The organism is Nitrosophilus labii (assembly GCF_014466985.1).
GTDB classification, from domain to species: domain Bacteria; phylum Campylobacterota; class Campylobacteria; order Campylobacterales; family Nitratiruptoraceae; genus Nitrosophilus_A; species Nitrosophilus_A labii.
The window spans coordinates 1,586,164-1,605,891 of sequence record NZ_AP022826.1; the positions used below are offsets into that span (position 1 = coordinate 1,586,164).

Here is a 19,728-nt window from a genome sequence, read left to right on the forward strand (position 1 = left end):
TTACATAAACATATCTCTATACATCCCTTTAGCCCACTCTAAAAGTCCTTTTCCACTCATAATCCCCTGTTTCCCTTTCCAATTTTCCATAGTAGAGGCATCTTTGAAGGTAAATACCTTCTTCTTTTTATCGTAGGCATATTTAGCGTTTACAGATATCGCTCTAATAGGATCACCAGAAACTGCAGAATAGCATACAGTAATCGGAGAATCCCACTTGAACTCTTTACCTTCAATCACGGAAGCGATAATTTTCGCTACAAGATGTCCCTCAGAGTTTGCCGTATTGCCTGACTTGCTAAATCCCATAGGCCTTACGTCACCCGTACAGTAGATATATGGATCCGCTTTTGATTGATAAGTGAAAGGATCAATATCTGCCTCTTTTTTATTAAATGCGCTATCTTTTGCGACACCTACAATCTCTAAAAGTTTTGCGCCTCTAATTCTTGGATAAAAAGACGCATCGGAAAAATCTATCTCATCTCCCATATCAGTAACTACTCTTTTTTTATCCAAATCTATATCAGTTATTTTTGAACCTGGTAAATACTCAATATAATCTTTATACAGCTCATTAAATGCGGAATTAAAACCATCTTTTTTTATAGTAATATCGGGATTTTCATCAATCAAAACAACTTTTCCTTTTATTCCCTCTTTTTTCATATACCAAGCAATCAAAGATGCTCTCTCATAAGGGGCGGGTAAACATCTGTAATTTCCGCCAGGAACCGTCAAAACAAAATTGCCCTCTTCAAACTCTTCGATTTTTCTCTTTAAAGTAAAATGCTCGCTTCCCGGAATAAATCCTGCGGGATATAAACTTTTCAGCTTCGTTTCCAATTCCATATTGCCGTTAGTCCATTCTTCATAATCGTAATCTATTCCCGGTGCTAAAACTAAATAGTCGTAACTAACTATACCTTCATTTGTATAAACCTTTTTTGAAACTCTATCTATATCATATACAGTGGCATTAAAATATATATATTCGTTATTTTGAGCTGCTTGTAGATAATCATGGGTCAAAAACTGCAGATCTATTAAATCAACAAGCCAAAGGTTACTTAATGGGCATGAGACAAACACTGATCTTTTTTCAATTAAAACAACATCAGTTTTAGGCGAAAACTTTTTAAGATATTTAGCTACAGCAAGACCAGACCAACCGCCTCCTACGACAACCACTCTAGGACCTTTCGGTTTTGGTAAAGGTGCATTTTGAACCCTATACGAAGAGATACTTTTTTTTATATCAACATCTTTTTTAGAAGACTCGGAACCAAATGAACTTGTAGCCGCTAAGATTGCGGAAATTTTAAGTAAATCTCTTCTTGATAATGCCATTTTATATCCTTTAGATTTTTTTATCGTTAAGCATAAATATTATCAAATGATTTTATATTATAATAAACTACTTCAATTTTATTTATGAAATAATAAACATCGATGGCTTAATTTATGCTTAATTCATTAAAAAATTCTTATAAGTGATATAATATTTTCTATAATTATAATTTATATAAGTAGGCTTTATGGCTATTTGCCGTAATTTCGGCAAACAGCCTATTGAAGATTGTTATTAGGAGGAAAACCTAAATCTTTTAGTTTCAAAAAAAGATTTGGATAGTTCTTTTTAATATCTTTTATTAGACTTTTTATATCGATATCTAAAAGATGTTTGTCTTTTGATTTAGCAAGTCTGTTTTGAATCTCTTGCATAGCTACTACCCATACATCGTTAAAATCTATAGGGAGATTTTCCAATATTGCCTTTTCTAACTTAAGATTAAAATTTTCATATTTTGTTTTTTTAATTGAGTTTATCAACTCTAATATCGATTCAATTGAAGATAGAAAAAAGACTTTATCGTCCTCTCCTATAACAAACCAAGGGGCATTTGTATCCCAACTACCTTTAACTAGTTCTAATATTTTTTTATTTGGATCATCTGTTTTGTTTATTTTGACCACCACAATATTATCTCTATTTATAATTCCAAGTTCGTCTGCTACCTTATCTATATTTTGCAATAAATTATTTCCGTTTATATTTTCTAACTGCACATCTCCTCCATTTGTTATTTAAGTTCTATACTAAGATTTGCGATCCCATAATCTTTTAAAAATATTTTATCTTTAATTTTTAGAATTTTGGCAATTTCTTCATCAACTAACTTATATATATTTTTGCATTTTAGAGTTTTTTGGAATTAAAATTTTATAAATTCTTTGCTCATTTGGTTTAAATCTATTGTCAAAAACTTTTTCCTTAGTCAAATAAGGAAGAGTCAAACGCCCTTTATCATCTTTAAAAACTGTTTTTATCTCTTTTTTATATTTTTTTCCGTTATCAAATTGTACACTAATTACAATTTTTCTACTTGCAAAACCAGTTGGTACATAATGAGGTATTACGTTGGTTAAATTAATTATCAAATTTTTTTCTTTTTTATAAACATTTATATCAAAAGCCTTTAGCAAAATATTCCCATTTCTTGCCCCCATAAACAGATGACTTCTATTCTCTTTTACTTTGGGAATATATCCATTGACAACTATATTTGAAATTCTTCCTTCTCTCTTATCGCTCATATGAGAATCAACGCATGATTTTTGAGTATTTGTCTTTTCATACTCTTTGCCTGTAGAATAAATTTCAAGACCATGTATATTTTTTCCGTTAAAGTGACAGATAAAACAGATTTTATTTGGCTTTAGAAAATGTTCTCCCTGTTTTGTTTTATGACAAGGAGATTTTGCATCGGCAAATGGACCGAACATAGTATCGTTTGGACACCAAACGATACTTTTATAACCTCTTTCTTCTGGATCTTTACTATCCTTTATATGATCGATATTGTGACAAATAATACAGTTTATTCCATCTTTAACATACGGCTCGTTCAAAGCTTTTTCGATCTTTTTGGATTTAAAACCGAAACCTTGAGCATAGATATCTTCTATACTCAACTCTTTTACGGTCATTCTTGGGTTATGGCATTTTGCACACCTTATCTCCAACTCCTCTAAAGGTTTGTGAAGTCTCTTTGACATAAATTCCAATGTAGCTTTATATAAAGGATTTTTTGAATAATGCGATTTTGAATGCCATGATGTTTTCCACCCGCCTACAACCCACTTATGGCAACCGGCACAATTTCCTGCCACCATATATTTAGGATCTATCTCAGAAGCATAAGACATTAAAACAAAAAGTATCAAAAATGTCACTGCCCTCATTTTTTTCCTATTTTCGATGTTTATCTAACCAAACCATTACACCCTTTTGGGCATGCAGTCTATTTTCAGCCTCATCAAAGATCTCTTTTTCATGAGCTTCAAAAACCTCTTCACTTACCTCATAACCTCTATATGCAGGGAGGCAGTGAAGAAACAATGCATCATCTTTAGCCAAACTCATAAGGTTATTATCTACCATAAAACCTTTAAAATCTCTAACTCTTTTCTCTTTTTCATCCTCTTGTCCCATAGAGATCCAAGTATCAGTCGTTACTACATCTGCATCTTCTACAGCCTCTTTGGGATCGTTTAAAAGCGTTATTTTGGCTCCACTTTGTTTTGCAAACTCAAAAGCATCTTCTAAAATCTCCTCTTTAGGTTCATACCCTTTAGGAGTAGCAACTCTCAGTTCAAAACCTAGCTTACTAGCTAGCATTAGCCAACTGTGAGCCATATTGTTTCCATCGCCAACATAAGCTACGATGGGGTCTTTTTCTTTACCGTATTCAACCATGGTTAAATAATCGGCCATTAACTGAACAGGATGGTATTCATCAGTCAAACCGTTGATAACGGGGACTTTGCTATATGCTGCAAACTCTTCGAGATCTGATTGTGCATAGGTTCTAATCATCACCATATCACACATTCTAGAAATCACTCTAGCTGTATCGCGCATTGGCTCGCCACGTCCAAGCTGTATATCATTTTTGCTTAAAAAAAGACCTATCCCGCCTAACTGATATATACCAACCTCAAAACTAACTCTCGTTCTAGTTGAGCTTTTTTCAAAAATCATAGCAAGAGTCTGTCCCTCAAGATAAGGAACATATTCCCCTCTTTTGGTTTCGGCTTTTATATTTTGTGCTAGTTTTATTATCTCTAAAATCTCTTCTTTAGTATAGTCTTTAAGTGTTAAAAAGTGTCGCAAATCTCTATCCTTTGCAATAAATAAAATGAAATTATACTATATTTGTTATTTAGTAATTAGGAATTGGGAATTGGAATTTTTGGTTAAGTGGTTGAGTGGTTGAGTGGTAAATTAACACACACACTCACACCCACACTCACCCTACTCACCTAAAATTTTAGCCATCTCTTTTGCGTGATAACTTATGATAATGTCGGCTCCAGCTCTTTTAAAACTTATCATCGTCTCCATTATAACCTTTTCATAATCTATAACGCCCATTTTACCCGCCATTTTAAGCATAGAGTATTCACCGCTAACATTATATACGGCTAAAGGCAATCTTGTATTTTCTCTTATATCTCTTATAATATCAAGATACGCAAGTCCGGGCTTAACCATCAAGATATCGGCACCTTCCCTTTCATCTTCAATACTCTCTAAAATCGCTTCTCGCCTATTTGCTGGATTCATCTGATAACTTCTTCTATCTCCAAAACTTGGAGCCGACTCGGCTACGTCTCTAAAAGGTCCATAATAGCTACTCGCAAATTTAGTAGAGTAGCTCATTATAGGAGTGTTGATAAAATCCTCTTTATCCAAAGCTTCTCTTATAGCAGTTATCATCCCATCCATCATCCCGCTTGGCGCTATCATATCTGCACCCGCTTTTGCGTGAATCACCGCTTGATCCGCTAAAATCTTCAAAGTAGCGTCGTTATCCACGGTTTTTAGTTTCGGATCAAGAATACCGCAGTGTCCATGATCTGTATATTCGCAAAAACATAGATCAGTTACTACAAACATATCAGGATGAGCTTTTTTTATCTCTCTTACCGTAGTAGCTATTACCCCATGTTCACAAAGAGCGTCACTTCCGACAGAGTCTTTAACTTCAGGTATTCCAAAAAGTATAATGGCTTTTAGTCCTAAACTTTTAAGCTCTTCACACTCTTTTAGTATATGATCACAACTCATCTGAAATACACCGGGCATAGACTCTATCTCTTTTTTATACCCTTCACCGCTTTTTACAAAAAGTGGATAGATAAAATCGTTTGGAGTTATAACGGTCTCTTGAACAAGATCTCTCAAAATCGGGTTTATTCTAAGTCTTCTAAATCTTTTAAAACTCATATCCAACCTTTTTGATATAATTTCGTACTATTTTACCAAAAAGAAGAGGAAAATGAGGGTAAAAATATCTAAAGAGGCAAATCTTCCTACAAAATATGGAGATTTTAAAATACAGTGTTTCAAAGAGGGACATAAAGAGCATCTAGTCATATTCACAGAAAACCTCCCCGATATCCCCATAGTTAGAGTCCATTCAGAGTGTCTAACGGGAGATACTTTGGGAAGTAAAAAGTGTGATTGTGGAGAGCAGCTGGAGTTTGCATTAAACTTTATAGCCAAAAACAGCGGAATGGTAATATATCTTAGACAAGAGGGAAGAAACATAGGACTTTTAAACAAAGTCAACGCATACGCTTTGCAAGATAAAGGATACGATACCATCGAAGCCAATCATCAACTAGGCTTTAGCGCGGACGAAAGAACATACGAGATAGTTGAGTATATCTTAAACTATTTTAATATAAAAAAGATAAAACTTTTAACTAACAATCCAAAAAAGATAGAGAGTCTAAAAGATATAGAGATTGTTGAAAGAATTCCCATAAAAGTAAAACCAAACCCTCATAATAAAGAGTATCTCAAAATCAAAAAAGATAAAATGGGACATCTTTTATGAGATTTGACAATCTTGAGCTTAAAGACGATTTTTATGAAAAATGCTCTTTTTTTACAAAAAAACTTCTTGAGTGGAACAAAATACACAATCTAACCGGTGCAAAATCAGAAAAAGAGGTATGGGAAAATATAGAAGATTCAGTCTATCCCGTTAAATTTTTATCACCAGTAAAAAAAGCGATGGATATAGGCACAGGAGCCGGTTTTCCAGGACTCATACTTGCGTTTGCACTTAAAGATACCGAGTTTTTGCTAGTAGAACCAAGAAACAAAAGAGCCGCTTTTTTAAACTATATCGTTGCGACTCTTGAACTTAAAAACGTAAAAGTGGAAAAAAAGAGAGTAGAAGAGCTACCAGCTGAACCTTTTGATCTTATCACCTCAAGAGCGGTGGCTAAAACCTTCTTTTTGATAGAGCTTTGTCGAACTTTTATCAAAAAAGATACGATTTTGCTTTTTTATAAAGGTGAAGAGGTAGATAACGAGGTAGAAGAGCTAAAAGATTTTAGTTTTGATATCATTAGAAGAGGAAAAAGAAGATATCTTTTCATTAAAAATAAAAGGATTTAAATGTTGATGAAGATTTTGCTACTAGCAGTCGTTATTTTTGGAATCTACTACTTTTTTATAAAGCAAAAACCGATTAAAAACATCAAAAAAGAGACTCCAAAAAAAGATATGGATGAAGATATCATGGTAGAATGCACAAAATGCAAAACTTATGTAAGCAATAAAGAGGCTATTATAAAAAACGGAAAATATTACTGCTCTAAAGAGTGTGCCGGGTTAAATTAAAAAAAGAGGTTAAAATGGTAATAAAGAGTAAAAAAGATTTTTGCAAAATAGAGACTATCGAGGAGATTAAAAATACTCCTCCAAACACTACTCTTTTTTTTAGATACGATTTAGAACTTATAAAATACTGCTATGACAACGATCTATCGTTTGCCGTAGCCGTCGATAGTATAAAAGAGGCTATTTTTGCAAACCATTTTGGTGCTGCTTATATTGTAGTCAAAAAAGATATGGCAAAAAAGATTCAAAATGTAGCAAACGAATATCTTTTTGATGCCAAAATTTTAGTAAAAATCGTTTTTGACTGGGAGATAGAGATTTTCGCACAAAAGGGAATCGACGGGGTATATCTAAGAGACAACCTCTCTTTTTAAAAAAGGGGATAGTTTTACTAGTATCTCGTACGTGATGGTGTCAAAAAAGCTAGCCGGTATTTTTGCATTATCTATGATACATATCTCCTCTTCATCACAAAGCACGCTCATACTGTCCATAGAGACTCTTCCTGCTACTTTGTTACCTTTAGGCAAGACATACTCTTGTGTTCCATCAAGCCTGAAAAAACCGTCCGCATAACCCACATCGAAAGTTGATAAAACCAAATCTTTCTCAGCTTCAAAAACCCCGCCGTAACCTACTCTCTCACCCTTTTTCAGTTCTCTTTTGCTAATTCTTTTAGCCCATAAAGACAAAACAGGTTTTAATTCGGGTTTATCAAAAACCTCATCGATTTCAAGATAGCCGTATGCGGCGATTCCCACTCTCGCAAAATCATCGCTAAACTCGTTTAACCTAAAAAGAGCGGCAGAGTTGCAAGAGTGAAAAAGCGGTTTTTCAAATCCAAACTCTTTACAGAGTCTCAAAGACTCATTTTTTACATCTTCAAAATTTTTTTGTTGCCAAAAAAGTTCGCTGCTAAGTTCATCAGCACTTCTATAGTGAGTAAAAACCCCTTTTAAATCTAGCTTTTGTTTTTTTATAAGTAAAAAGGCCTCTTTTAACTCTTTAGGCAAAATTCCGCTTCTATGCATTCCCGTATCTACTTTTAACTCTACTTTGGAGCCTTTTGGAAACTTTGCTATATCCTCCAAAGAGTTTATCGTAAAATGAAAAGGAGTAATCTCTTGCGGGATATCAGCTAAAACCAATATATAATCAAAAAAGCCCTCTACCCTTTTTGCCTCAAAAAGATTTCTTACAACCGCCCTTTTTATACCGAACTCCTTAGATAACGAAGCTATCTCTAAAAGTCCGTGTCCATAAGCATTATCTTTTAAAACTAATGCAACTTTGTCTCTATCACCCGCTTTTTTCGATATGATTTCTAAGTTATGCAATAGTGCATTTTTATTTAATTTAACGTATGCCAAACTATACCTTCAAATTTTATTTTATAATATCATCTAATAGTTGTAATATTTCCTCTATCTCCTTATCTGAAACTTTTCCCAAATACTCTATAAATCTATTATTATTAATTGCTCTAATATGGGCTATTAGAACATCTGAATCTTTTTGCAATTTTTCTCTCTTTCTTATTCTATATCTCAAAGGCTTTGCATCATCAATCAATTCTGTACTCAAAGGCATTATCAAAATCGTAGGATAACCATTTTCCATGAAAATATCGTTTTGGATAACTAAAACGGGTCTAATCCTTCCACTCTCTTTTTTTCTTTGGGGATTTAGGTTTGCTAAAAAAATATCTCCTTTAGAGATTTTCATCTAAAATACCTTCAAAATCTCTATAAACTTTCATATCTTTTTTTGCACATTTATCTATAGCTTTTTTTATTTTTTCCTCTTTATTATGTTTAATCTCTTTTAGATAATTATTTAATGCCTCTCTTACAATTTCACTTTTTGTTTTTTTAAATGATCTTGTAATATCTTCTAATAGTATATTAATATCATCATCTATTCTCACAGTCAAAATCATTTCTATTCCTTGTAATAATGTATTACAGTATTATAGCATAAATATCTGTTATTACGCACAATTTAACCTCTGCAATAAACATGTTTTAAATCAGAAATAGTCAAAGCTGATTTTGTACACTATCCAAAAATTGCGTTAGATGTAATTTGATTTAGCCGAATAAACAAGAGAGTATTAAAGTTAAAGTGTTGGAAGTTATTTAAATTTCGTTAAATATTAAGCTAAAAATCTACTAAGCTAAATTCTAGCATTTGCCCCTAATTTTTTGTAAAACTACTTGCTGTACACCTCTTTTCTATGTCCTATTTTTATGATCTCTATTTCGATTCTATCATCAAAAATTGAATATATTATTCTATAATTTCCCACTCTATAACGATAAAAGTCGGACAAATCGCCCAAAAGCTTTTTGCCTTCATAAGGATTTGCAGCGATTTTCTCTTCGATGACAGCGAGTATCTTTTCTCTGTTTTTTTTATCGATTTTTTTCAAATCTTTAACTACTCGTTTATCGAGTAAAACTTTATACATCTAGCTCTCTTTTGAGCTCATCTAATGTAATAAGCTCTCTATGCGGATCGTTTGCTCTTTTTTTTGCTTCCAAAACATCTTTTATATCTTGTAAATATTCTCTCAAAGCCTCTTTTATAAAAAAACTTTTCGGTCTTTTTGTGAGTTTTGCAATCTCTTCCAACTCTTTTTCCAACTCCTTATCAAGTCGTACACTAATCATAGCGTCTCCTTTTTGTATCATTTTGTATTAATTGTAATACATATAGTACATTTTGTCAATAAGTGTTGTGAAATATCATAATAAGGTTTTAGCTGAAAGTATTAAATAAAAAAATTGCTAAATTGATGATTATTAAACCCTGATTTTGCAATAGAATTTGTTGCACTACGCTTTTGCTTAAAATTTAGAGGCTTTTTAAAAATTTTGAGCTCTTTCTACAATGTGATAAGTCAAAAAATTTTTAATTGCCAAAAACCTGGTGTTAAGTGCCAATGTGATAAAGTCTATTGCAAAATCCGGATTTAATATAAAAAACCAAAAATCCAAAGAGGAATAGAAGCATTATCTCCTATTTCAATATCATCCTTTATAACAAAAGCATTTTGAATCTCTTTTATCTGTTTTTTTGTTTTATTCTTGCCACCTATTTCGAAAACAAAATCTTTAACTATAAAATCCCCTTGTTTAGATAAAATAATATCTTCATCAAAAAAACTCTTTTTATTTAAAAAATAACTTTTTATTTGATTTACAAAAAATGTTTCTCTTTCATTTCCAATATTTGAATTTTCTGCAATTGCTCTAACTAAATTTGTATTGTTTAAATAAATTTTATCCGGTTTTTGAAGTTTTGAAATACCTCTTGACTTGAAATGTAAATTAATTAATATCTCACTTTTTTCAAGTAAATAGAGATACTCCAATAAAGATGGCCTTGAAATTTGCGTTTTTTGAGATAACTCATTGATATTTGGAGTAAACGGGACAGAAATGGAAATCAAATAAAGTAATCTTTTTAGTTTATCTATATTTGAGTATGAAATGTTTGATGTATAAGGTAAATCCACTTCAAGAATGTAATTGAGTATATTCAAGAGTTTCTGTTTATAAGAGTTTAACCCTTCTAAAAAAAATGGATAGCAACCATATTCAAGGTATTCTTTGAAATACTTTAGAGGTCTTATTTTAGAAGCTATCTCTTTTGCTATATCTATATGATTTGTAATTATTTCTTCAAGAGGATATTTATTGAAAAAATATCCTTTTACTTCTAAAAATTCCCTAAAAGACATTACAGGAACTCTTATTTCATATATTCTTCTGCTTAAATCAGCTTCTTTGTAAATTTGCAATAGTGAAGAACCAGACACTATAACTTTTAGATTTGTCATATCATAGATTACTTTTAAATGTGAGCCGATATCTCTGTATTTATGTATTTCATCGATAAATAAAAATTCTCCACCGTAATGTTCAAATTTTTTAGCAAATTCATATAAATTTACATTTGCAAAGTATGGATTGTCTACTGAGATATATAAAGCATTGTTATTGTTTAGCTCTTTGAGTTTTTGAAGCAACATTGTGCTTTTTCCAACACCTCTTTGCCCCAATAGTGCAATTAGTTTATTATTTTTTATATCTAACAGTTCATAAACACTTCTTTTGAAATTTAACTCTAATTTTTTTATTAATTCAAACTGTTCATTATAAAATTTTGTAAAATCCATTTTATTTTTACCTATGAATTTTGTTAATTACATTTTACATTTTTTAATATAGTTTGTCAATCGCTGTTTTTGTTTCTTTAATATCAATCCTAATATTGAAGTTAACATTAAATTTGTATGAAAGTACTCTGTTTTTGCTTATTTATTTAGATAAAGAAAAAGTAAAGCTCTGACCCTCTATCTATTTTGACAGTCGTATGCATTAATTCTTTTGCAAGAGATGCCATTATATATTCCTAGTAACTTCTAACGATTGAGTTGAGAAATATTTGACCCTGCGGCTCAAATATTTCTCTCCAATGTTTTGTTATACTCTTATGTGAGTTCTTTTTTCAATTTATTTGTTATTAACTTACCTCTTTCTTCTAAAAAACCATCAAAATTATCACTTTCCCATAAATCTTCATCATCAGGAATAAGATGCATTTTTAAATAATTATTTTTGTTACTTATATTATTTTTTATCCATTCGTATAATTCTTTATCTTTTTTATTACCCCTATTAGTCGAGAAATCTAATAATTGGTAATTAACAATACTATTTATTTTACTCCATTCATAACCTTTTTTTTCTAAAATAGATTTAGGATAAATATGGTCAATATCATTTTTTCTAAAAGTTTTAGGTTTTTCATAGATAATATACATTAAAAAATCAAAATCATAATCATCAAGATATTCTTGTTCAATGTTTTCATCAAAGTCAAGAGGGTGATTATAATACATTTCAAAGAGTTCATCTGTTGGAAAGTCTTTATTTTTATTTTTAGATAAAACACTTAATATTTTTCTAATTCCAGTAGAATATGCTGTCCATCCAGCTCCTCTTCTTCTGAAAACTTTATTTAGCATTGATAAATATACCCATTTATAAATAAGAGAAAAGTTTTTATTATTTATTTCTGAATTATTAAAGTATTCTTCAATCTCCTTATTACTTTTTTCTAAATGAAATAAAAAATATGCAATAAAGTAAAGAGGAATTATTGAAGGTTTTTCGTCTTTATAAAATTTATAAAGATTTGATTGTTCTAAAAATAATTTAGTTCCTTTAAGAGCAGATTTAATTCTGTCTTGGTATTTTTCTATAAAATCGCTATCTTCTTTAGTGATATTTACTACTGTTTTTTTATGATCATCTTGAAGAATAAAAATCAATCTAATCACTTCGTCTTTTCCAAAACCAATATCATTAAATGTTTCAATTTCTTGTAAAAATTTTTCATGATTTGGATTGTATCCTTTTAGTTTTGAAGCCATTAATTCTAAAGCATCAAGTTTTGTTCCACCTTGATTCAATCTTCTAAATAACTCAACAACTCTAATTCTATTTGCAACTTCATCATATTTTTTGTCAAGTCTAACTTCACAAATACCAATGTTTTGAAAATTAAATATTTGATTTGTAAAGTTTTCAATATTTCTTTTTATTAATTCTAATTCTTTTTCATTAAAAGTATATTCTTGGTTTTCATCAATTACATCTTCATATACCGTATGATAGTCTGCTCCACACTCTTCAACTTTTTTGTATAAATCACTAATAGCATACCAAAATGTTCTATTTTTAGTTGTTCCATCATAATTGTCAAGTTCTGGTTTTAATTCTTTACTTGTTTCATTTTGAGCAAATTTAAAGTTAAAATGTTTATGTTGAATTTCACTTAAGAGGTCAAAATATAATCTTTTGTTGTTATAAGTTCCTAATATTCCAATATAAAAAGCAGATAATCTTTGTTGCCCATCAATGACATAAGAAATATTTTGTTTTAATTTCTCTACTTCTTTTGATAAAACATTATTACCTTTTACATAATTTTTTATAAAACTTCTGTAAGAAAAAATTGGTTTTTTACCTTTTAAATCTTTTATTGTCATTATTCCGCCAAAAGAATCACCTTTTAATAGGGTATCAAAAAGTAATTCTATTTTTTCACTCGGCCATACAAAATCTCTTTGAACAACAGGTAATACTAATTCTTCTTTTTCAATTTTCTCTATACAATCTACAATTTTTAATGATGTCCAATTTGCCAATTCATTTCCTTCTTATTTGTAAGTATAACGGTTGAGTTGAGAAATATTTGAGCCGCAGGTTCAAATATTTCTCTACAATGATCTGTTATACATTAAAGCTCAATTTCTCCTAAAGAATTAATATATTCTATGCCATTTTGTGTTATTTGAATATAGTCTGGATTAGATTTCATACCGTCAATCATTACATCACTTGGTGTTCATGGTATTCAATATAGCTAGAATCTATCAATCTTTTTAGTAAAATTTTATTAAATGGTGCCCACATAATTGGTTGATTTGTCTTAAAGCATTCAAATAAAACATAAACTTCTAGTTGAGAAAATCTATCATGAGTAAATCTTAAATTTGCTTTATATAGTCTAAGTGACTTTCTATCTATTTCATTGTTTTTGTGGGCTCTTCTATGACAATTTGGACATAAAGCAATAAGATTTTCATATTCATGTTTTTTACATTCTGACCATGGAATAATATGGTGTACATCAACATCAATATGTCTACAAGTTGGTATTGCACATCTATGACCAGCTTCAACTAGAACTCTTCTTTTTAATTCTGCTGGAATAGGTGGTCTGTTTTCCATATACTACCTTTCTAATTTTGTATAACGCCGAGCAGAGCGATGCTCCAAGAGGAAATTGAAAGCGAAGCTTTCGGATTTTCTCGAAGGAGTGTAAAAGAGTGTTCGCTCCTGCGATTTCAAGGAAATATTTTTACTTCGCAAAGCAAAAAAAAACGATTCTCTTGTTTTGTTACGCCTCGACAGAGGAGTGACAAAAACTCGCTCTGCTCGGCGTTACGCTGGCGCCTCTGGCGACAGTGTAACTATTTATTTTATTCATTAACACAATAATACTTAAAAAAACCATATATTGTCAATTTTTTATATTTAATGTATTTTTATATTAGTTTAGTAATAAAAATAGATAATACCAAGAGAAATTCGCAATTTTTATCCCCAATAAGTTATATTTCATCTAGTATTAAACAGCTTTTTCACAAATTTTCATAACCTTTTGTTATAGAGTACGTCATTATCTATAGTTGGGATATTGTTACAATATTTTTCAAAGCAAAGATTTGCTGTTTTAGATAAAGATTTAGAGATTAAAAAGTATTCTTTAGCTACCATTGCAATATAAAAAAGAGGAATTGTAATGCGACTGCCGGCTGAGTGGGAAAAACAAAAAGCCCTTTTGATCTCTTACCCCCACAAAGAGAGTGATTGGGCCGAGTATCTAGAGGAAGCAAAAGATTTTTTTGACAAATTTATAGATATTGTTTCACGTTACCAAGAAGTTTGGCTTTTATGCGAAGAAAAGCCTAAAAAAAACTTCAAAAATATAAAATACTTTTTTGTAAAAACAAACGACACGTGGGTTAGAGACTACGGCCCTATTACGATAGAAAAAAAAGGCAAAAAAGAGTTTCTTGACTTTACATTCAACGGCTGGGGGTTAAAATATCCCTCAAATTTTGACAATCAAGTCAACCGCAAACTCTTTGGTACGAAAAAGATAGGTTTTGTCCTCGAGGGTGGGAGTATAGACTCTAACGGAGGCGGGGTTTTGCTAACAACTTCAAAATGCCTTTTAGAAGCAAACCGCAATCCTCATATGAACAAAGAACAGATCGAGAGCTTTTTACAAGATACTTTTGGACTAAAAAAGATTCTTTGGCTAGATAGCGGATATCTCAAAGGAGACGACACAGACAGCCACATAGATATGCTAGCTAGATTTGTTTCACCAAACGAAATAGCCTATATTACCTGCGATGATAAAGATGATACTCATTATGACGAGTTAAAAAAAATGGAACAGGAGATAAAAAAATTTGGTTTAAAAGCAGTTCCTCTTCCTTGGGTAAGCGCAAAATATTTTAACAACCAAAGACTTCCCGCAAGCTATGCCAATTTTGTTATAATTAACGGTGCGATTATCGTTCCGTCATATAACGATCCAAACGACGAAGAGGCTATAAAAATCTTTAAAAAGCTTTTTCCAGATAGAGACATAATAAGTTTGGACGCTTCAGTCTTGATAAGACAGTACGGCTCGATCCATTGTAGCTGTATGAATCTCTTTTAGATATAATTTCAATTAAAATTGAACATCAAGGGAACTTATGAGATTTTTATCTTTGTTTCTTTTTTTAGCACTATCTCTATTTGCCAATGAGACGATATGTGTATCTATACTGCCGCAAAAGTTTTTCGTTAAAAAGATAACAAAAGATAGATTTGATATAGAAGTGATGGTGCCTCCCGGAAGTTCGCCCGCCACATACGGCGTAAAACCAAAGCAGCTTAAAAGTATCAAAAAAGCCAAAATCTACTTTGCGATAGGCGTTCCTTTTGAGAGAGCTTGGTTAAAAAGATTTAAAAGCGTAAACGAACATCTAAAAATCGTAGATAGCGGCAAATATGTAAAAAAGATTCCGATGATCCATCATCACCACGATGAGCATGATGAGCACGATGAAAAAGAGCATAAACACGAAAACCTAGATCCCCATATCTGGATGGCTCCGCCCCTAGTTATGCTTCAAGCAAGGGTTATCCTTGAAGAGATAGTAAAGATAGATCCAAAAAATGAAGATTTTTATATAAAAAATTATAAAGAGTTTATAAAAGAGCTTGCCGCAATAGATACTCAAATATTAAAAAGATTAAAAAATATAAAACAAAAAGAGTTTATAGTCTATCATCCATCTTTCGGATATTTTGCCTATGTTTACGGACTTAAGCAGATAGCTATAGAAAAAGAGGGGAAAGAACCCACGGCTAAATATCTAAAAAAGATTGTAGATTTTGCTAAAAAAGAGAAGATCAAAGTGATATTTGTAGAGCCTCAATTTTCTAAAAAAAGCGCAATGTTTTTAGCAAAAAAGATAGGAGCAAAGGTTGAGACTATAGATCCGCTCTCTTATGAGTGGGATAAAAACATTTTCAAAGTGGTGGAAGCAATTGAAAAAGCAAATAGCTATTGAGGTAAAAAATCTATTTTTTAAGTACGACAAAGAGTATATATTAGAAGATATAAATCTAAAAATATTCGAAAACGAGTATATTGCTATCATAGGTCCAAATGGCGGGGGAAAAACTACGTTTTTAAAACTTCTTCTTGGGCTTTTAATACCGACAAAAGGGAGTATCAAGGTTTACGACAAACCCCCTTCTAGATATAAAACATCTATAGGTTATCTCCCTCAAAGAGTAAACTTTAACCTAGATATGCCAATATCCGTAAAAGATATTGTTTTGCAAGGAAGACTAAGTAGTAAAAAGCTCTTTTACGAAAAAGAAGATTATAAAAAGTGTGACCAAATACTTGAAAAACTTGATTTAAAAGATTTGAAAGAGAGGAAAATATCTCAACTCTCCGGAGGCCAAAGACAAAAGATCTTACTCGCAAGAGCGCTTGTTAGCGAACCAAAAATTCTCATATTAGATGAACCTACCGCATCTATCGACATAAAAGGACAAAAAGAGATATATAAGATTTTAAAAGAGCTAGAGCTAACAAAAATCGTAGTAAGTCACGATATTAAGATACTTTTTGAAGGAGTAGATAGAGTAGCTTATATAAATAGAAAACTCTTTATGCACGAAAATCCAAATATAGGCCTAGAACCTGCAGAAGGACATTTTTGCGAAATGGAACTTTTCGATTATCTAAGGAAAAACAGCGATGTTTGAGACGTTGGCACTTTTTGAAAACTCTATCGTCGCCGTGCTTTTATTGTGTATCGCGGTATCCATAATCGGCTCATTGATGCTCATAAACAGATACGGCTATATAGCGGCAAGTATTGCTCACGGAAGTTACGGGGGCATCGGATTAGCTTTGTATTTTGGTTTTTCGATCCTTCTTGGAACCACTCTTTTTGCTATCTTTTTAGCTCTTTTACTTGCCATTATAACCTACAAAAATCCTCAAAGAAAAGATACGCTCATAGGGGTTATTTGGGCTGTCGGTATGAGTATAGGGATCGTTTTTGTAGATCTAACCCCTGGCTATAACGCTAATCTAATGAGTTTTCTCTTTGGCGATATTTTAATGGTTCCAAAAGAGGATCTTGTATTTATGGGAGTTGTGGATACTTTACTTATATTTTTTGTAGTATTTTTTTACAATAGGCTTCTAGCCATTGCTTATGATAGAGATTTTGCCTATCTTAGAGGAATCAACGTAAAGTTTTTCCACTTTCTAACACTTTTTCTAATAGCTTTGACGGTAGTTATGAGCATTAGAAGCGTAGGACTTATCCTCATCATAGCTCTATTTAGCATTCCTCCCTTTATCGCGGAGAGATTTACAAACTCGCTAAAAAGTATGATACTTCTTTCGGGAATCCTTTGTCTTATCTTTTGTTTTACAGGACTCTATCTTTCATACATTTTAAACATCTCCGCTACAGCAGCTATCATCTTAGTTTCCGCTGCGGCTTTTAGTATCTCCTTTATAAAGGCTAAAAGATGAAAACGGCGCTTATTCAACACAGATTTCATTTAACCAAAAAAGATACTATCAAAAAGAGCGTAGAGATGATTGCTGAGGCTAAAAGAGAAAATGCTGAACTTATAATCTTGCAAGAGCTTCATCAAGGAGCATACTTTTGCCAAAGTGAAAACGTAAAATTTTTCGACTTAGCTAACGATTTCAAAGAAGACGTAAGATTTTGGCAAAAAATCTCAAAAGATTATCAAGTTGTTTTGGTTACATCTTTGTTTGAAAAAAGGGCCCCGGGACTTTATCATAACACTGCTGTAGTTTTCGATAAAGGAGAGATTGCCGGAAAATATAGAAAGATGCATATCCCTGACGATCCTGGATTTTATGAAAAATTTTACTTTACACCGGGGGATCTTGGATTTGAACCGATAGATACAAGTGTAGGCCGGCTTGGAGTTTTAGTCTGCTGGGATCAGTGGTACCCGGAAGCGGCTAGGATAATGGCTCTAAAAGGAGCCGAAATCTTGATATACCCTACCGCTATAGGATGGTTTGACGAAGACGAAGAGGATGAAAAGCAAAGACAGCTAGATGCCTGGATAACCGTTCAAAGAGGACACGCCATAGCAAACGGTTTGCCTCTAGTAGCAGTCAATAGAGTGGGGTTTGAAAAGGATGAGAGCGGATGTTTAAAGGGTACAAGATTTTGGGGAAACTCTTTTGCGGTTGGAGCTCAAGGAGAGTTTTTAGCTAGAGCTTCAAGTGACCAAGAAGAGGTTTTAGTAGTAGAAATCGATAAAAAAAGAAGTGAAGACATAAGGCGTATCTGGCCTTTTTTAAGAGATAGAAGAGTAAATGAGTATGGGTGCATTTTAAAAAGATATTGTGATAGATGATAGAAAATATTTTATATCTTTTTACAATCTTTGCTCTTGGGGTAATCCTAAAAAAAAGATTTGAAAAAAATATCGATTCCCTTATAGACTTTATAGTCTACGTATCTTTACCGGCTCTTGTATTTTCACACATTTATAGGTTGAGTATCGACTCCTCTATAGTTTTGATTATCCTTTTTGGATGGGCGGTGATTATATTTTCCATTATGCTTTCGGCAACGGTGGGAAAATTTTTGAAACTTCCCAAAAAATCACTACTTACTTTTATAATGGTTTCAAGTTTTGGAAATACCGCTTTTTTAGGATATCCCTATATCCAGACGCTTATAGGAGATGAAGGACTTGGATATGCGGTTATTTTTGACAACCTTGCCTCTTTTCTACCGGTAGTAACATTAGGTACGTTTATAATCTCCTTTGAAAACAAAACTTCAAAGTTTGATATAAAAAAAATCCTCACTTCCCCGGCCTTTTTAGCGCTAATAGCCGCACTTTTAGCCAAATCTGTAAACATCTCCGAGACGATACTATCGATATGCGACTCCCTAGGCTCAACCATCACACCTTTAGCGCTCTTTGCGGTGGGGGTTAAAATCGACTTTTCAAAGCTAAAATCTATAAAATATCCTATCCTTTTTTCACTCTTCATAAAAATGATACTCGTTCCACTTTTAGCTATATTTGTCTGGCAGCTCTTTTTTGAGATCGATATCAAAGCGAAAGCCGCCCTTTTAGAGATAGCGATGCCCCCTATGGTTTTAGCTTCTATAATGGTTATGAAAGCAAAGCTTGATAGCGATTTAGCCGTAGCTAGCGTAGGTCTTGGCGTAGTTTTGTCTTTCGTTACGGTACCTATGATTTATTGGATATCGGGATTTTAACTACATTTTCAAACCACCAACAAAAAGCAAAAAGAAGTCCCGGAGTTTTCGGTATCTTTTCATCGTACATAAACTTTTTAGCTTCACTAACCTTTAGATAAACAACTTCTATCTCTTCATCATCTACTCCTCCGCCGCTATCAACTCTATCTGACTCTAAAACCTCAGTATAAAAAAGAGTCTGCCTGCTTCCTGCAAACCCGACGGATGTATAAAAAGAGGTTATCTTTTTTATATTTTCCAATCTAACGTTATAGCCGGTCTCTTCCAAAATCTCCTCTTTAGCGATTTGGGCTAAAGACTTATCTTTATCAACAATACCAGCACAAAGCTCATATGAAAAAAAGTGTTTATGTTGAATATAAAGAGCCGGTCTAAACTGCTTCACCAGTATAAAAGAGTCTTTCTCTTTATGATAGATAAGGATAGCTACGCTGTCGTTTGCTTTGACCGCCTCCCATCTTTTAACTTTTCCGTTTTGGATATACTCTATCTCCAAAGCTTTTATAAATCGTCCATCTTTTAACGGTCTCGTTTTTAAAATCTCAATATTTTTCATTTTGTGATC

General features: G+C 32.2%; 24 protein-coding genes. 10 read left to right on the forward strand and 14 right to left on the reverse strand.

What is annotated here, in order from left to right; genetic code table 11:
* The 5 genes from NIL_RS07965 to hemB all read right to left on the reverse strand — a co-directional run bounded on the left by NIL_RS07965 (nucleotide 1) and on the right by hemB (nucleotide 5,293).
* On the reverse strand, nucleotides 1–1,350 hold the full coding sequence (locus NIL_RS07965) for an NAD(P)/FAD-dependent oxidoreductase (protein ID WP_187647248.1): 1,350 nt from the start codon (nucleotides 1,348–1,350) through the stop codon (nucleotides 1–3).
* Nucleotides 1,351–1,569: 219 nt separating this feature from the next.
* A complete protein-coding gene (locus tag NIL_RS07970; RefSeq protein WP_187647249.1) occupies nucleotides 1,570–2,070 on the reverse strand; it encodes a DUF2603 domain-containing protein in 501 nt (166 codons plus the stop codon).
* 111 nt (nucleotides 2,071–2,181) lie between these two features.
* The gene (locus tag NIL_RS07975) at nucleotides 2,182–3,246 is read right to left on the reverse strand and encodes a multiheme c-type cytochrome (protein WP_187647250.1); all 1,065 of its coding nucleotides are present in this window, start codon (nucleotides 3,244–3,246) and stop codon (nucleotides 2,182–2,184) included.
* A gap of 7 nt (nucleotides 3,247–3,253) precedes the next feature.
* Entirely contained in the window at nucleotides 3,254–4,177 is a 924-nt protein-coding gene (argF, locus tag NIL_RS07980) for an ornithine carbamoyltransferase (protein ID WP_187647251.1), read from the reverse strand.
* Between the two features lie 141 nt (nucleotides 4,178–4,318).
* Complete coding sequence (hemB, locus tag NIL_RS07985) at nucleotides 4,319–5,293, reverse strand: porphobilinogen synthase (RefSeq protein WP_187647252.1); 975 nt, start codon at nucleotides 5,291–5,293, stop codon at nucleotides 4,319–4,321.
* A gap of 52 nt (nucleotides 5,294–5,345) precedes the next feature.
* Between hemB and ribA the strand changes: the two genes are divergently transcribed.
* From ribA to NIL_RS08005, 4 genes are read left to right on the forward strand one after another with little or no spacing between them, the layout of a single operon-like run.
* The gene (gene ribA, locus NIL_RS07990; RefSeq protein WP_187647253.1) at nucleotides 5,346–5,909 is read left to right on the forward strand and encodes a GTP cyclohydrolase II; all 564 of its coding nucleotides are present in this window, start codon (nucleotides 5,346–5,348) and stop codon (nucleotides 5,907–5,909) included.
* Complete coding sequence (gene rsmG / locus NIL_RS07995; protein ID WP_187647254.1) at nucleotides 5,906–6,478, forward strand: 16S rRNA (guanine(527)-N(7))-methyltransferase RsmG; 573 nt, start codon at nucleotides 5,906–5,908, stop codon at nucleotides 6,476–6,478. Before ribA ends, rsmG begins: the two co-directional genes overlap by 4 nt.
* Nucleotides 6,479–6,703 carry a PP0621 family protein gene (locus NIL_RS08000; protein ID WP_187647255.1) on the forward strand — a complete coding sequence of 75 codons (225 nt, stop codon included), beginning with the start codon at nucleotides 6,479–6,481 and terminating at the stop codon, nucleotides 6,701–6,703. It begins immediately after the preceding gene.
* Between the two features lie 14 nt (nucleotides 6,704–6,717).
* Nucleotides 6,718–7,077 (forward strand): hypothetical protein, encoded by a 360-nt coding sequence (locus NIL_RS08005; protein ID WP_187647256.1) that lies wholly within the window; start codon nucleotides 6,718–6,720, stop codon nucleotides 7,075–7,077.
* Here the strand turns inward: NIL_RS08005 and NIL_RS08010 are convergent.
* The 8 genes from NIL_RS08010 to NIL_RS08045 all read right to left on the reverse strand — a co-directional run bounded on the left by NIL_RS08010 (nucleotide 7,054) and on the right by NIL_RS08045 (nucleotide 13,509).
* A complete protein-coding gene (locus NIL_RS08010; protein WP_187647257.1) occupies nucleotides 7,054–8,073 on the reverse strand; it encodes an alanine racemase in 1,020 nt (339 codons plus the stop codon). The two genes, NIL_RS08005 and NIL_RS08010, sit on opposite strands and share 24 nt — an antisense overlap.
* Nucleotides 8,074–8,089: 16 nt before the next feature.
* Nucleotides 8,090–8,428, reverse strand: a complete 339-nt coding sequence (locus NIL_RS08015; protein WP_187647258.1) for a type II toxin-antitoxin system PemK/MazF family toxin — start codon at nucleotides 8,426–8,428, stop codon at nucleotides 8,090–8,092.
* Entirely contained in the window at nucleotides 8,415–8,642 is a 228-nt protein-coding gene (locus NIL_RS08020; protein WP_187647259.1) for a ribbon-helix-helix domain-containing protein, read from the reverse strand. The genes NIL_RS08015 and NIL_RS08020 overlap by 14 nt, the downstream gene beginning before the upstream one ends.
* A 273-nt stretch (nucleotides 8,643–8,915) precedes the next feature.
* Nucleotides 8,916–9,173, reverse strand: a complete 258-nt coding sequence (locus tag NIL_RS08025; protein ID WP_187647260.1) for a type II toxin-antitoxin system RelE family toxin — start codon at nucleotides 9,171–9,173, stop codon at nucleotides 8,916–8,918.
* Entirely contained in the window at nucleotides 9,166–9,375 is a 210-nt protein-coding gene (gene relB / locus NIL_RS08030) for a type II toxin-antitoxin system RelB family antitoxin (RefSeq protein WP_187647261.1), read from the reverse strand. The genes NIL_RS08025 and relB overlap by 8 nt, the downstream gene beginning before the upstream one ends.
* A 302-nt stretch (nucleotides 9,376–9,677) precedes the next feature.
* A complete protein-coding gene (locus tag NIL_RS08035; protein WP_187647262.1) occupies nucleotides 9,678–10,886 on the reverse strand; it encodes an ATP-binding protein in 1,209 nt (402 codons plus the stop codon).
* A gap of 315 nt (nucleotides 10,887–11,201) precedes the next feature.
* Entirely contained in the window at nucleotides 11,202–12,923 is a 1,722-nt protein-coding gene (locus NIL_RS08040) for a DUF262 domain-containing protein (protein ID WP_187647263.1), read from the reverse strand.
* 184 nt (nucleotides 12,924–13,107) lie between these two features.
* On the reverse strand, nucleotides 13,108–13,509 hold the full coding sequence (locus tag NIL_RS08045; protein ID WP_197972072.1) for an HNH endonuclease: 402 nt from the start codon (nucleotides 13,507–13,509) through the stop codon (nucleotides 13,108–13,110).
* 574 nt (nucleotides 13,510–14,083) lie between these two features.
* Between NIL_RS08045 and NIL_RS08050 the strand changes: the two genes are divergently transcribed.
* From NIL_RS08050 to NIL_RS08075, 6 genes are read left to right on the forward strand one after another with little or no spacing between them, the layout of a single operon-like run.
* Entirely contained in the window at nucleotides 14,084–15,016 is a 933-nt protein-coding gene (locus NIL_RS08050; protein WP_187647264.1) for an agmatine deiminase family protein, read from the forward strand.
* Nucleotides 15,017–15,053: 37 nt separating this feature from the next.
* The gene (locus tag NIL_RS08055; protein WP_187647265.1) at nucleotides 15,054–15,917 is read left to right on the forward strand and encodes a metal ABC transporter solute-binding protein, Zn/Mn family; all 864 of its coding nucleotides are present in this window, start codon (nucleotides 15,054–15,056) and stop codon (nucleotides 15,915–15,917) included.
* Nucleotides 15,895–16,626, forward strand: a complete 732-nt coding sequence (locus NIL_RS08060; RefSeq protein WP_246434425.1) for a metal ABC transporter ATP-binding protein — start codon at nucleotides 15,895–15,897, stop codon at nucleotides 16,624–16,626. Before NIL_RS08055 ends, NIL_RS08060 begins: the two co-directional genes overlap by 23 nt.
* Complete coding sequence (locus NIL_RS08065; RefSeq protein WP_187647267.1) at nucleotides 16,619–17,410, forward strand: metal ABC transporter permease; 792 nt, start codon at nucleotides 16,619–16,621, stop codon at nucleotides 17,408–17,410. The genes NIL_RS08060 and NIL_RS08065 overlap by 8 nt, the downstream gene beginning before the upstream one ends.
* Nucleotides 17,407–18,279 (forward strand): carbon-nitrogen hydrolase, encoded by an 873-nt coding sequence (locus tag NIL_RS08070; protein ID WP_187647268.1) that lies wholly within the window; start codon nucleotides 17,407–17,409, stop codon nucleotides 18,277–18,279. Before NIL_RS08065 ends, NIL_RS08070 begins: the two co-directional genes overlap by 4 nt.
* The gene (locus NIL_RS08075) at nucleotides 18,276–19,160 is read left to right on the forward strand and encodes an AEC family transporter (protein WP_187647269.1); all 885 of its coding nucleotides are present in this window, start codon (nucleotides 18,276–18,278) and stop codon (nucleotides 19,158–19,160) included. Before NIL_RS08070 ends, NIL_RS08075 begins: the two co-directional genes overlap by 4 nt.
* Here NIL_RS08075 and NIL_RS08080 read toward each other — a convergent pair.
* The gene (locus tag NIL_RS08080; RefSeq protein WP_187647270.1) at nucleotides 19,132–19,719 is read right to left on the reverse strand and encodes an NUDIX domain-containing protein; all 588 of its coding nucleotides are present in this window, start codon (nucleotides 19,717–19,719) and stop codon (nucleotides 19,132–19,134) included. The two genes, NIL_RS08075 and NIL_RS08080, sit on opposite strands and share 29 nt — an antisense overlap.
* Nucleotides 19,720–19,728: the final 9 nt, after the last annotated feature.